This window comes from Variovorax multivorans (genome assembly GCF_051216835.1).
In the GTDB taxonomy this organism is placed as follows: Bacteria; Pseudomonadota; Gammaproteobacteria; order Burkholderiales; family Burkholderiaceae_C; genus Variovorax.
In genome coordinates, this window is sequence record NZ_JBPJZL010000004.1 from 209,879 (window position 1) to 222,939 (window position 13,061).

Here is a 13,061-nt window from a genome sequence, read left to right on the forward strand (position 1 = left end):
GCTTCTAGGCCTTGGCAGCGGGCGCCGCCTGTCCGAGCGCGATCTTGAGCAGATCGGCCACCGTGTTGGCGTTGAGCTTTTCCATGATGTTGGCGCGGTGCGCCTCGACCGTCTTGATGCTGATGCCCAGGTCGTCGGCGATCTGCTTGTTCAGGCGGCCGGCGACGATGCGTTCGAGCACCTGAGCCTCGCGGCCCGTGAGCTTGGACAGCAGCGCGTCGCGGCTGGCCGACTGCTGGTGCTGCGTGAAGGCGCCGCGCGCATGTTCGAGCATGCGCTCGACCAGCGTGACCAGCTCTTCGTCGTTGAAGGGCTTCTGGATGAAATCCATCGCGCCCTTCTTCATGCTGTCGACCGCCATCGGCACGTCGCCGTGACCGGTGATGACCACGATCGGCAGCGGGGAGCGCCGTTCGATCAGCCGATCCTGCAATTCGAGGCCGGTCATGCCGGCCATGCGGATGTCGACGATCAAACAGGCGACTTCGCGTGGGTCGTATCGGGAGAGAAAGGATTCGGCGGAATCGAAACAGCGGACTCTGTAGTCCTTGCCTTCGAGCAGCCATTGCAGCGAATCGCGTACGGCTTCGTCGTCGTCGACGACATAGACCGTGCCCTTCTTCGGAATCAAACTCATGCAGGTACCTTTGCCTCGTCGCTAGCTACGGAACTGATAGCGTCCAACACCGGAATCCAGAAGGAAAAGCGGCATCCGATCACATCCGGGCCATTGTAGATGTTCTCCGCCTGCATCCGGCCGCGATGCGACTCGACGATGGTGCGGCACAGATTCAGCCCGATGCCCATACCCTCGGGCTTGGTGGAGAAGAAGGCTTCGTAGAGCCGGTCCATCACTTCTGGCGCCAGGCCCTTGCCCGTGTCCTGCACCGAGAACTCGATGGCGTTGTGGCCCTCGATCACCTTGGGCAGCACGCGCAGTTCGACGCTGCGGCGTGCCAGCGGGCGGTCGGCGATGTCGATGGATTCGGCGGCGTTCTTCAGCAGATTGACCATCACCTGCTCGATGAGGATCGGGTCGACGCGCACCACCGGCAGCCGCGCGGCCACGTAGTGGTTCAGGCGCACATTGCGCCGGCGCAGCTCGATGCCGGCGAGCTCGACCGCCTCGCTCACCATGGTGGCCACGTCGGCCGGCGTGCGATTGGGTTCGCTGCGCTTCACGAAGGAGCGGATGCGCTGGATGATCTGGCCCGCACGCTGCGCCTGCTTCGACGTTTTTTCGAGCGCGGCGAGCAGGGCCTCGGTGTCGATCGACTGGCCCTTGATGCGCGACATCATCCCGTTGCAGTAGTTGGTGATGGCGGTCAGCGGCTGGTTGAGCTCGTGTGCCACGCTCGACGCCATTTCGCCCATCGTGATGAGGCGGCTGGCGGCCTGGGCCTTGTCGGCCTGCGCGGCGGCTTGTTCCTCAGCATCGCGGCGCGGCGTGATGTCGGTGGCGATGACGAGCTGCGCCAGGCGGCCGTCGACCCAGGTCAGGTAGCGCGAACGCACTTCGAGCCACTTGCCGAGATGGGGCACGAAGATTTCGTTGTTGGCGGTCTGCGCCGCGGTGAGCGTGTCGATGGGCAGGCCGGCATACGGGTCCACGTCGTCGAGGCCTTCATCGTGCGCATTCGATGCGGGCACGCCTGCTTGCGCGACCATGCCCAGGTGCCCCACGGTGTCCGAGCCGAACCACAGGCGGTACAGCTTGTTGGCGAACAGCAACTCCTCGCTGCCGATGGGGGCGACCGACACGGCTGCGTCGAGCGCTTCCAGCACGGTGGTGAAGCGCTCGTAGGAGGCGGACAACTGCTCGCGGATGCGCGTGGGTTCGGTGATGTCGGTCATCGACGTCATCCAGCCGGTCTGGTGGCCGCGAGCGTCGATCAGCGGTGACACGTACAGCCGCGCGTTGAACACGCTGCCGTTCTTGCGCTTCACGCGCACCTGGAAGCCGCCGGGGAGGGCGCGGCCGTGCAGCTCTTCTTCAAGCCGCTCGTTCATCACCTCGCGGTCGGATTCGAGCCAGTAGGGAAAGGGCGGGGTCTGGCCGACCAGCTCTTCCTCGCTCCAACCCGTCATGGCGCAGAAGGCGGCGTTGACGTAGGTGATGCGCCCTTGCAGATCGAGCACGCGCATGCCCGTGAGCATGGAGTTTTCCATTGCTCGGCGGAAATTGGTCTCGGCCACCAGCCGCTGTTGTGCCTGAAGCCGTCGTCGCGTGTGGCGCCAGGTGCCGATCAGCATCCAGCTCGTGAGCACGCTGAGCGCGCAAACCAGCCAGAACAGGCCGTTGCCGACCACGCCCTGCGAGGTGCGATAGGCCTGCGCCCGCAGCACCAGCGCATTGCCCACGGGCGACACCGGCACTTCGTACTCGTTGGTTCGCTCGCTCCAGGGCAGCAGGCGCGTGCCGCTGTCTTTCAGGTTGGTGGTATTGCCGGCGATCACATGGCCCTTGGCGTCGAGCAGCGACACCGCGTAGCGCGCCTGAACCTCGGACGGCATGCCGTAGCGCAGCAGCCCGTCGACCGAGAACTCGCCCAGCACCACGCCTGCGAACAGGCCCTGGTCGAAAAGGGGAATGTGCAACTGCAGCATCGCCGCAGGATCGCCTCCGGCCACGGGCTGCGAGTACACCGGCTGGCGCAACTCGCGCGCCAGCGCATAGTTGCTCTCGATGTCGCCAGGACGCAGCACGTCGCCGATCAGGTGCTGCTGCGCGGGGTGCACGCTGGGTGCTGCATAGCCGGCCTTGAAGCGGCGGCGGTCGTCGATCCAGGTGATGGTCTGCAGTTCAGGGAACTGGCTCACAAGGGACTCGGCGCGACTGGTGAATTCGACCGGGTCGATCTCGCGGTTCGACGCATCGCGCGCGATGCGCATCAACTGCTCTTGCCGTTCCAGCAGCCGCAGCCGCATGCGCTGCTGTGCGTATTCGACGTCGCGGCGTACCGACTCCTGCTCGCGCTCGACTTCTTCAGTGCGCAGGTACCAGAAGGCGGAAACGATGGCGGCAAGAAACAACAGCACGGCTGCCATCGGCGCGAGCATGGCGACCGCGTCCTGCAGCACCGGCGTCTGCCGGCGCCACCACCTGCGCCACCAGGACAGGGGCGAGGCACTGCGGGCAACGGCCAGCGGGGAGGAAAGAGGCATCACCCGAGTTTAGGTGAAGCCCCTCCCGGAAGCGATGTGGCGCTGCCGTGGGATGGGCTTGGTGGTGGTTGCGGGATGGTTGTCGTCCCGATCAGTGCGTTGTCATAAATATCACATTAAGAAATCGTCACGCACTATTTGAAATCTCAATGTTTCTATGAGAAACTCCGCCGCGCTGATCCCATAGCGCACTAAATTACCGCCACAGCCCTAAAAGGAGAGACAAGCATGTCGGCAAATCCCGAGAACCTGTTCGGCTCGGCCGCAAACGATGCGGACGCCCAGGAAACCCGTGAATGGATGGATGCACTGTCCTCCGTCATCCAGAGCGAGGGTCCGGAGCGGGCCCACTTCCTTCTCGAGCAACTGCTCGAACATGCCCGCCAGAACACGGTCGACATGCCGTTCTCGGCCAACACCGGCTATGTCAACACCATCGAGCCTTCGCAGGAGGCTCGCAGCCCCGGCAATCTCGAGATCGAACAGCGCCTGCGCGCCTACATGCGCTGGAACGCAATGGCGATGGTGGTCAAGGCCAACCGCCACCATCCGGCCGAAGGCGGCGACCTGGGCGGCCACATCGGCTCCTTCGCGTCGCTGGCAAGCATGTTCGGCGCCGGTTTCAACCACTTCTGGCACGCCGAGAGCGAAAACCACGGCGGCGACCTGCTCTACATCCAGGGCCACGTTTCGCCCGGCATCTATGCCCGCGCCTACCTCGAAGGCCGCCTGTCCGAAGAGCAACTGCTCAACTTCCGCCAGGAAGTGGACGGCAAGGGTTTGTCGAGCTACCCGCATCCCAAGCTGATGCCGGAGTTCTGGCAGTTCCCCACCGTCTCGATGGGCCTTGGCCCGCTGATGGCGATCTACCAGGCGCGCTTCCTCAAGTACCTGCATGCACGCGGCATCGCCAACACCGAGAACCGCAAGGTCTGGGTTTTCTGCGGCGACGGTGAAATGGACGAGGTCGAATCGCTGGGCGCCATCGGCCTCGCGGCGCGCGAGAACCTCGACAACCTGATCTTCGTCATCAACTGCAACCTGCAGCGCCTGGACGGCCCGGTGCGCGGCAACGGCAAGATCATCCAGGAGCTCGAAGGCGAGTTCCGCGGCGCCAACTGGAACGTCGTCAAGCTGATCTGGGGCAAGGGCTGGGACGCTCTGCTCGAGAAGGACCATGACGGCGCGCTGCGCAAGATCATGATGGAGTGCAACGACGGCGACTACCAGTCGTTCAAGGCCAACGACGGCGCCTACGTCCGCAAGAACTTCTTCGGCCGCGACCCTCGCACGCTGAAGATGGTCGAGCACCTGACCGACGACGAGGTCTGGAACCTCCAGCGCGGCGGTCACGACTCGCAGAAGGTGTTTGCCGCCTTCCACTCCGCCCAGAACCACACCGGCCAGCCCACGGTGCTGCTCGTCAAGACCGTCAAGGGCTTCGGCATGGGCAAGATCGGCGAGGGCAAGAACACGGTCCACCAGACCAAGAAGCTGAGCGACGACGACATCAAGGCCTTCCGCGACCGCTTCAACATCCCGATTCCCGACAGCCAGATTGCCGAGCTGCCGTTCTACAAGCCGGCCGACGACACGCCGGAAATGCGTTACCTGCACGAGCGCCGCAAGGCCCTGGGCGGTTACCTGCCGCACCGCCGCGTCAAGGCCGACGAGAGCTTCACGGTGCCGTCGCTCGACACCTTCAAGGCGGTGATGGAGCCCACAGCCGAGGGCCGCGAGATCTCGACCACGCAGGCCTACGTGCGCTTCCTCACGCAATTGCTGCGCGACAAGGCGCTGGGCCCGCGCGTGGTTCCCATCCTGGTGGACGAGGCGCGCACCTTCGGCATGGAAGGCCTGTTCCGCCAGATCGGCATCTACAACCCGCACGGTCAGCAGTACACCCCGGTCGATAAAGACCAGGTCATGTACTACAAGGAAGACAAGGCCGGCCAGATCCTGCAGGAAGGCATCAACGAAGCCGGCGGCATGTCGAGCTGGATCGCGGCAGCCACGTCGTACAGCACGAACAACCGCATCATGGTGCCGTTCTACGTGTACTACTCGATGTTCGGCTTCCAGCGCATCGGCGACCTGGCCTGGGCGGCCGGCGACATGCAGGCGCGCGGCTTCCTGCTCGGCGGCACCTCGGGGCGCACCACGCTGAACGGCGAAGGCCTGCAGCACGAAGACGGTCACAGCCACATCCTGGCCAACACCATCCCGAACTGCGTGAGCTACGACCCGACCTTCGCGCACGAAGTCGGCGTCATCCTGCACCATGGCCTCAAGCGCATGGTCGAGAAGCAGGACAACGTCTACTACTACCTGACGCTGCTCAACGAGAACTACGCGATGCCTGGCCTGCAGCCCGGTACCGAAGAGCAGATCATCAAGGGCATGTACCTGTCGAAGCAGGGGCCCGCGCTCAAGGCCAAGGCACCCACGGTGCAACTGCTGGGTAGCGGCACCATCCTGCGCGAAAGCTTCGCTGCGCAAGAGCTGCTCGAAAAGGACTGGGGCGTGTCGGCTTCCGTGTGGAGCTGCCCGAGCTTCAACGAGCTCACCCGCGACGGCCAGGATGCCGACCGCTGGAATCTGCTGCACCCCGACCAGACCCCGCGCGTGCCCTTCGTGGCCGAGCAGCTCGGCGCCTCGGCCGGCCCGGTGGTCGCATCGACCGACTACATGAAGGCCTATGCCGAGCAGATCCGCCCCTTCATCCCGAAGGGCCGCACCTACAAGGTGCTTGGCACCGACGGCTTCGGCCGAAGCGACTTCCGCAACAAGCTGCGCGAGCACTTCGAGATCAACCGCCACTACATCGTGGTGGCCGCGCTCAAGGCGCTGAGCGAAGATGGCACCGTGCCGGTGGCCAAGGTGGTGGAAGCGATCAAGAAGTACGGCATCAATGTCGACAAGGTCAACCCGCTTTACGCTTGAACATCAACAACCAACGAACGAACGGCGCCTTACGGCGGGAGACAACGATATGGCAGCAGTGGAAGTGAAGGTGCCGGACATCGGCGATTTCGATGAAGTCGCGGTGATCGAGGTGCTCGTGAAGGTGGGCGACACGGTCAAGGCCGAGCAGTCGCTCATCACAGTCGAATCGGACAAGGCATCGATGGAAATCCCGTCGTCCACGGCCGGTGTGGTCAAGGAACTGAAGGTCGAAGTCGGCAGCAAGGTGAAGGAGGGCTCGGTGGTGCTCGTGCTCGAGGCCGAGGGAGCGGGTGCTGCAGCAGCGCCGGCCCCTGCGCCTGCAGCGGCTCCCGCAGCCGCCGCGCCTGCGCCGGCCGCCGCAGCTCCTGCTGCCGCCCCGGCAGCCTCGGGTCCGGTCGAGATCAAGGTGCCGGACATCGGCGATTTCAAGGACGTCGCCGTCATTGAAGTGCTCGTGAAGCCGGGCGACGCGATCAAGGTCGAGCAGTCGCTGATCACGGTGGAGTCGGACAAAGCCTCGATGGAGATTCCGTCGTCGGCTGCCGGCGTGCTCAAGGAACTCAAGGTCAAGGTCGGCGACACGGTCAACATCGGTGACCTGATTGCCGTGCTCGAAGGTACTGCGGGCGCTGCTGCCCCGGCGCCTGCACAGGCTGCGGCCGCCGCCCCGGCAACCGCAACTGCCAGCGCGCCCGCAGCGGCCGCCGCCGCATCGGCGCCTGCTGCAGCCGCTCCGGCCCACCAGCCGACGGTCGCGCCCAGCGCCGGCCTGCCGCACGCCTCGCCCTCGGTACGCAAGTTCGCCCGCGAACTCGGCGTGCCGCTCGAAGAGGTCAAGGGCTCCGGTCCCAAGGGTCGCATCACGCAGGAAGACGTCCAGAGCTTCACCAAGGCCGTGATGAGCGGCCAGGCCAGCACCAAGGCCTCGGCGGCCAAGGCGCCGGCAGGGGGCGGCGCCGACGGCGCGGCGCTGGGCCTGATCCCGTGGCCCAAGGTCGACTTCACCAAGTTCGGCACTGTCGAGCGCAAGGACCTGTCGCGCATCAAGAAGCTCAGCGGCGCGAACCTGCATCGCAACTGGGTGATGATTCCGCACGTCACCAACAACGACGAAGCCGACATCACCGAGCTCGAAGCCTTCCGCGTCTCCACCAACAAGGAGAACGAGAAGTCGGGCGTCAAGGTCACGATGCTGGCCTTCGTGATCAAGGCGGTGGTCTCGGCGCTGAAGAAGTTCCCCGACTTCAACGCCAGCCTCGACGGCGATCAACTGGTCTACAAGCAGTACTTCCACATCGGCTTCGCGGCCGACACGCCCAACGGGCTCGTGGTGCCGGTGCTGAAAGATGCCGACAAGAAGGGCATCCTGCAGATCAGCGCCGAGATGGGCGAACTCGCCAAGAAGGCGCGCGACGGCAAGCTCGGCTCGGCCGACATGCAGGGCGGCTGCTTCTCGATCAGCTCGCTCGGCGGCATCGGTGGCACGCACTTCACGCCCATCATCAACGCTCCTGAAGTGGCCATCCTCGGCCTCTCCAAGGGCCAGATGAAGCCGGTGTGGGACGGCAAGCAGTTCGTGCCGCGTCTCACGCTGCCGCTGTCGCTGTCGTACGACCACCGCGTGATCGACGGCGCCCTGGCTGCGCGTTTCAACGCCTACCTGGGCCAGGTGCTCGCGGACTACCGTCGAATCCTGCTATGACCACCGTAGTGGCCGTCCGCAAAGGCGGCCAGGTCACGATGGCAGCCGATTCTCTGGTGACCTTCGGCGACACGCGGCTTTCGCACCGCGCCGAAGCCAACCAGAAGATCTTCACCGTCGAGGACGCGGCGGGGCAGAGCTTGTTCGCCGTGGCCGGCGCCGCCGCGCACTTCCTGGTGCTGCAGCACGCGCTGGCCGCGCAGGAGCGCGAGAAACTGCTGTTCGGCAGCAAGCACGAGATCTTCCGCACCTTCACGATGCTGCATCCGGTGCTGAAGGACACGTTCTTCATGCAGACCAAGGAAGACGAGCACGAGCCCTACGAGTCGAGCCAGTTCACGATGCTGATGGCCAACCAGAGCGGCATCTACGGCATCTACAGCTACCGCGAGGTGTTCGAGTTCAAGGAGTTCTGGGCCATAGGCTCGGGACGCAGCTTTGCACTCGGCGCCATGCACGCGGCCTATGACATCAAGTCGCGCACCTCGCGCGACGTGGCGGAGGCAGGCATTGCCGCCGCCTGCGAATTCGATCGCAATTCGGCCCCACCGGTCGACGTTCTCACACTCAAACTGAAAGTGTCCAAATGAGCGAACAACAAATCAAGGTGCCCGATATCGGCGACTTCGACGAAGTCGCGGTGATCGAGGTGCTGGTCAATGTCGGAGACACGGTCAAGGCCGAGCAGTCGCTGATCACGGTCGAATCGGACAAGGCCTCGATGGAGATTCCGTCGTCCGCCGCCGGCGTGGTGAAGGCGCTGGCCGTGAAGGTGGGCGACAAGGTCAAGGAAGGCTCGGTCGTGCTGACGCTGGAGGTGAGCGGCGCCGCGGCGCCCGCGCCCGCAGCGGCGGCGCCTGCGCCAGCGGCTGCAGCCCCGGCACCCAAGGCGGCCCCCGCCTCGGCGGCCGTGGCCGTGTCGAGCTACGGCGGCAAGGTCGATGTCGAGTGCGACGTGATCGTGCTCGGCGCCGGCCCCGGCGGTTATTCGGCCGCTTTCCGTGCAGCCGACCTCGGCTTGAAGGTCGTGCTGATCGAGCGCTACGCCACTCTCGGTGGCGTGTGCCTGAACGTCGGTTGCATCCCGTCGAAGGCGCTGCTGCACGTGGCTTCCGTCATGGACGAGGTCAAGCACTTCGCCGACCTCGGCGTGAGCTTTGCCGCGCCCACGGTCGACCGCGCCAAGCTGCTCGGCCACAAGAACAAGGTGGTGGGCAAGCTCACCGGCGGCCTCACGGCCATGGCCAAGATGCGCAAGGTGACGGTGCTGCGCGGCGTCGGCAACTTCATCGACCCGTACCACATCGAGGTCGAAGAAACCTCCGGTACCAGCTGGGACACCACGGGCAGCAAGCAGACCGTCAAGTTCCGTAACGCGATCATCGCGGCCGGTTCGCAGTCGGTGAGCCTGCCCTTCATGCCAAAAGACCCGCGCGTGGTCGACTCGACCGGCGCGCTCGAGATGGGCACCGACCCCAAGCGCATGCTGGTGCTGGGCGGCGGCATCATCGGCCTTGAAATGGGCACGGTGTATTCCACGCTGGGCGCGCGCCTGGACGTGGTCGAAATGCTCGACGGCCTCATGCAGGGCGCCGACCGCGACCTCGTGAAGGTCTGGCAGAAGATGAACGCGCCGCGTTTCGACAACATCATGCTCAAGACCAAGACGGTCGGCGCCGAAGCCACGAAGGAGGGCATCAAGGTCACCTTCGAGGGCGAGCAGGCACCGAAGGAGCCGCAGGTGTACGACCTGGTGCTGCAGGCCGTGGGCCGCAGCCCCAACGGCAAGAAGATCAGCGCCGAGAAGGCCGGCGTGGCCGTGAGCGACCGTGGCTTCATTCCGGTCGACATCCAGATGCGCACCAACGTGCCCCACATCTTCGCCATCGGCGACATCGTGGGTCAGCCCATGCTGGCGCACAAAGCGGTGCACGAGGCGCACGTGGCAGCTGAAGTCATTGCCGGCGAGCAGAAGGGCGACAAGGAGCTCTCCAGCGCCGCCTTCAATGCCCGCGTGATCCCGAGCGTGGCCTACACCGACCCTGAAGTGGCGTGGGTGGGCCTCACCGAAGATCAGGCCAAGGCCGAAGGCATCAAGATCAAGAAGGGGCACTTCCCGTGGACGGCCTCGGGCCGTGCCATTGCCAACGGCCGCGACGAAGGCTTCACCAAGCTGCTGTTCGATGCAGAGACGCATCGCATCCTCGGCGGCGGCATCGTCGGCACGCACGCTGGCGACATGATCGGAGAGATCGCGCTGGCCATCGAGATGGGTGCGGACGAGATCGACATCGGCAAGACCATCCATCCGCATCCGACGCTGGGCGAAAGCATCGGCATGGCGGCGGAAGTGGCGCACGGCACCTGTACCGATCTGCCGCCTGCGAAGAAGAGCTGACAAGACAGAACAGAAGGGCGCTGCTGATCGAGCGCCCATGAAAAATCCCGCCGAGGCGGGATTTTTTTCGTTCTGAATTCGGGGGAAGGCTCAGTTGCCGGTATTGGCGACGGCTGCAGCCTTCACTTCGTCCGTCGGTCCACCCAACACGCGGCGGGCGCCGTCGAAGCGGCGCTGCCAGTAGCTGCCGTTCATGTCTTCCACGCGAACCTGCGCGCCGGAGCGGGGCGAGTGGATGAACTTGCCTTCGCCGACATAGATGCCGACATGGCTGAAGGCGCGGCGCATGGTGTTGAAGAACACGAGGTCGCCAGGCTTGAGCTGGCTGGCGTCGATCTTCTCGGTGGCGGCAGCTTGCTCTTCGGCACGGCGCGGGAGCATGTGGCCGACCGTCTGGTTGTACATGGCGCGGACGAAGCCGCTGCAATCGAAACCCGATTCGGCGGTGTTGCCGCCGCGGCGATAGGGAACGCCCAAGAAACCGATGGCAGTCACCACCAGATCGGAAGTGCGCTCTGTGACGGTTTGGCGAACCTGCTTGAGCTGCCCGATGATGCCTTTGTCGGCCAGCATTCGTGCCAACTCGTCATCGGTCTTTTCCTGTTGAGGGGCCGCATGAACAGCGACGGCAAATAGGAGGGACGCGGGTAGGACGAAAAAACGCATGGCGCGTAGGATATTGATGACGCGCGGTTATGTCAATTTAATCAGAATTAGCGAATGCATCTGTAAGTTATTGATTTACATGAAAAATTTTGATCCGGTCGAAGAAAAAATGTAACGGTGAACGTTTATTGCTCATAAGTGGTTGACCGCGAATGGGCCTTTGGGCTTCGGGTGAACCGGCTGTCAAGCTGGATTCGGTTGCTATTTCTCGCCAAGATCGCCGCAACTACCCGGAAAAGTCATGAACTTGCAGATACAGCCGTCCTTTTCTCTTGTTTGCCGCTTTGCAGTGGTTGCCGCGCTGGGTCTTTGTGTCAATGCGATGGCACAGATGCGCCCCGAAACGGTGGCTACGGGCCTGGAAAACCCTTGGGGCGTCGCCTTTCTGCCGGGCGGTCGATTCGTGGTGACAGAGCGGCCCGGCCGCCTCCGGCTGATCGATGCCGACGGAAAGATCGGCGCACCCATTGCGGGTTTGCCTCCCATCGCAGCAGGCGGTCAGGGCGGTCTGCTCGACGTGCTGGCCGATTCGGGCTTCGAGAAAAACCGCACGCTGTACTTTTGCTTTTCCGAACCCGATGCCGGCGGTTCGGCCAACAGCACGGCGCTGGCCCGCGCCAATCTGTCTGCCGACGGCACGAAGCTCGAAGACCTGAAGATCATCTTCAGCCAGCAGCCGAAGGTGGCGAGCCGCAACCACTTCGGCTGTCGCATCGTCGAGGCGCGCGACGGCACGCTGTTTCTTACGCTCGGCGACCGTTTCAGTCGCAAGGAAGATGCGCAGAAGCTCGACAACCACCTTGGCAAGATCGTGCGCATCGGCAAGGACGGCACAGTGCCCAAGGACAACCCCTTCGTCGGCAAGGCGGGTGCGTTGCCCGAGATCTGGAGCTACGGCCACCGCAACGGCCAGGGCGCAGCGCTCGCGCCCGACGGCCGCTTCTGGATGACCGAGCACGGCCCGCAGGGCGGCGACGAAATCAACATCCCGCAGGCCGGCCGCAACTACGGCTGGCCCGTGATCACCTATGGCGAGAACTACGGCGGCGGCAAGATCGGCGACGGCATCACCGCCAAAGACGGCATGGAGCAGCCGCTGCACTACTGGGTGCCGTCGATCGCGCCGTCCGGCATGGCGTTTCTTATCAGCGACCGGTACGGCGCGGGCTGGAAGGGCAACCTGTTCGTGGGTTCGCTCAAGTTTGGCTATCTCGACCGCATCGAATTGAAGGGCGGCAAGGTAGTGGCCGAGCACAAGCTGCTGGCTGAGGGGCGTGCTCGCATCCGCGACGTGAAGCAGGGGCCCGATGGACTGCTCTACGTGCTGACCGATGAGGCCGACGGCAAGCTGCTGCGCTTGCGGCCGAACTAGGGCGCGGCGCTTTCAGCCCGGGCAACCCGGCAGAGGCAGGGTCGGCAGCATGCGGCGCCAGAGGCGAGTCCATTCGGGCCAGTCGTGGCCGCCCTCGGTCGTGAATGCGCGCTCGGCCGGCAGCACTTTCGCGAGCAGCCGGTTGCTGAAGGCAAAGCGGTCGTCGACGCCATAGCCCAGGTAGAGCGGCGGCCGGGCGCTCGCCGTGTTCGTGAAGCCGGCGTAGCCGCGCAGCCATTGCCAGAGCTGCGTTTCGTTGGGCGTGCGGGGAGGGCTCTCGGCCGGATCGACCAGCGGACCGTTCCACTTGGCAAGGCCGCCGGCATTGGCGATGTCGGTGCCGAGCGTGCGCTCGCCGAGGTAGGGCGCGAGCGTCACCAGCCCCGCGAGTTCGCCGGGGTGCGTCTGCGCATAGAGCATCCCGCCGAAGCCGCCGAGGGAAATTCCGACGAACCAGATGTGCTTGTAGCCCTGGTTGCGCGCCGGAGTCATCACGTCGGCGCTCAGTCGCTCGAGGATGGTCTTGCTGTTGTAGTAGCCGAGATGCGCGTCGACCAGCATCACGTCCGCCGCGATGCGGTTCTCGCGGACGGCGCGGACGAAGCCTTCGCGCTCGAACTCGTCGGGCGTCGAGTACGCGCCGGGAAGCATCACCAGCAACGTGTCGACATCGCTGCGCGCACAGCTGCTTTTTTCGAGCGAGGTCGCCATCGGCACCGTGGCCTTGCGCACGCCGCCGCAGGCCACGACGAGCAGTGCGGCACCCACGCCCAGCGCTGCGAGGCACAGCCGCTTCGAGAAGATCTTCATCC

The 13,061-nt window shown here is 64.7% G+C and carries 9 protein-coding genes; 5 read left to right on the plus strand and 4 right to left on the minus strand.

The window, feature by feature from the left end:
• Positions 1–4 precede the first annotated feature (4 nt).
• The gene (locus ACSFCA_RS11215; RefSeq protein WP_012747279.1) at positions 5–637 is read right to left on the minus strand and encodes a response regulator transcription factor; all 633 of its coding nucleotides are present in this window, start codon (positions 635–637) and stop codon (positions 5–7) included.
• The gene (locus ACSFCA_RS11220) at positions 634–3,165 is read right to left on the minus strand and encodes a PAS domain-containing sensor histidine kinase (protein WP_093052292.1); all 2,532 of its coding nucleotides are present in this window, start codon (positions 3,163–3,165) and stop codon (positions 634–636) included. Before ACSFCA_RS11220 ends, ACSFCA_RS11215 begins: the two co-directional genes overlap by 4 nt.
• Before the next feature lie 228 nt (positions 3,166–3,393).
• On the opposite strand from ACSFCA_RS11220, the gene aceE reads away from it, so the two are divergent.
• From aceE to lpdA, 4 genes are read left to right on the plus strand one after another with little or no spacing between them, the layout of a single operon-like run.
• Positions 3,394–6,108, plus strand: a complete 2,715-nt coding sequence (gene aceE, locus ACSFCA_RS11225; protein ID WP_258349869.1) for a pyruvate dehydrogenase (acetyl-transferring), homodimeric type — start codon at positions 3,394–3,396, stop codon at positions 6,106–6,108.
• 49 nt (positions 6,109–6,157) lie between these two features.
• Positions 6,158–7,813, plus strand: coding sequence for a dihydrolipoyllysine-residue acetyltransferase (gene aceF / locus ACSFCA_RS11230; protein ID WP_435459566.1), 1,656 nt, complete (start codon positions 6,158–6,160; stop codon positions 7,811–7,813).
• Positions 7,810–8,403 (plus strand): Ntn hydrolase family protein, encoded by a 594-nt coding sequence (locus ACSFCA_RS11235; RefSeq protein WP_093176630.1) that lies wholly within the window; start codon positions 7,810–7,812, stop codon positions 8,401–8,403. The genes aceF and ACSFCA_RS11235 overlap by 4 nt, the downstream gene beginning before the upstream one ends.
• A complete protein-coding gene (gene lpdA / locus ACSFCA_RS11240) occupies positions 8,400–10,211 on the plus strand; it encodes a dihydrolipoyl dehydrogenase (RefSeq protein WP_435459567.1) in 1,812 nt (603 codons plus the stop codon). The genes ACSFCA_RS11235 and lpdA overlap by 4 nt, the downstream gene beginning before the upstream one ends.
• 90 nt (positions 10,212–10,301) lie before the next feature.
• On the opposite strand, the gene ACSFCA_RS11245 is transcribed toward lpdA, so the two are convergent.
• Complete coding sequence (locus ACSFCA_RS11245; RefSeq protein ID WP_093052277.1) at positions 10,302–10,877, minus strand: C40 family peptidase; 576 nt, start codon at positions 10,875–10,877, stop codon at positions 10,302–10,304.
• Between the two features lie 241 nt (positions 10,878–11,118).
• Here ACSFCA_RS11245 and ACSFCA_RS11250 point away from each other — a divergent pair, with 241 nt between their 5' ends.
• A complete protein-coding gene (locus ACSFCA_RS11250; protein ID WP_435459568.1) occupies positions 11,119–12,249 on the plus strand; it encodes a PQQ-dependent sugar dehydrogenase in 1,131 nt (376 codons plus the stop codon).
• A gap of 12 nt (positions 12,250–12,261) precedes the next feature.
• On the opposite strand, the gene ACSFCA_RS11255 is transcribed toward ACSFCA_RS11250, so the two are convergent.
• Positions 12,262–13,059 carry an alpha/beta fold hydrolase gene (locus tag ACSFCA_RS11255; RefSeq protein WP_435459569.1) on the minus strand — a complete coding sequence of 266 codons (798 nt, stop codon included), beginning with the start codon at positions 13,057–13,059 and terminating at the stop codon, positions 12,262–12,264.
• Between the last annotated feature and the right edge of the window lie 2 nt (positions 13,060–13,061).

Bases quoted from the DNA above. Each gene is read 5' to 3' on its own strand.
- aceE (WP_258349869.1), top strand. From the start codon at position 3,394: ATGTCGGCAAATCCCGAGAACCTGTTCGGCTCGGCCGCAAACGATGCG.
- lpdA (WP_435459567.1), top strand. From the start codon at position 8,400: ATGAGCGAACAACAAATCAAGGTGCCCGATATCGGCGACTTCGACGAA.
- ACSFCA_RS11215 (WP_012747279.1), bottom strand. From the start codon at position 637: ATGAGTTTGATTCCGAAGAAGGGCACGGTCTATGTCGTCGACGACGAC.
- ACSFCA_RS11255 (WP_435459569.1), bottom strand. From the start codon at position 13,059: ATGAAGATCTTCTCGAAGCGGCTGTGCCTCGCAGCGCTGGGCGTGGGT.
- ACSFCA_RS11250 (WP_435459568.1), top strand. From the start codon at position 11,119: ATGAACTTGCAGATACAGCCGTCCTTTTCTCTTGTTTGCCGCTTTGCA.
- ACSFCA_RS11245 (WP_093052277.1), bottom strand. From the start codon at position 10,877: ATGCGTTTTTTCGTCCTACCCGCGTCCCTCCTATTTGCCGTCGCTGTT.
- ACSFCA_RS11220 (WP_093052292.1), bottom strand. From the start codon at position 3,165: ATGCCTCTTTCCTCCCCGCTGGCCGTTGCCCGCAGTGCCTCGCCCCTG.
- aceF (WP_435459566.1), top strand. From the start codon at position 6,158: ATGGCAGCAGTGGAAGTGAAGGTGCCGGACATCGGCGATTTCGATGAA.
- ACSFCA_RS11235 (WP_093176630.1), top strand. From the start codon at position 7,810: ATGACCACCGTAGTGGCCGTCCGCAAAGGCGGCCAGGTCACGATGGCA.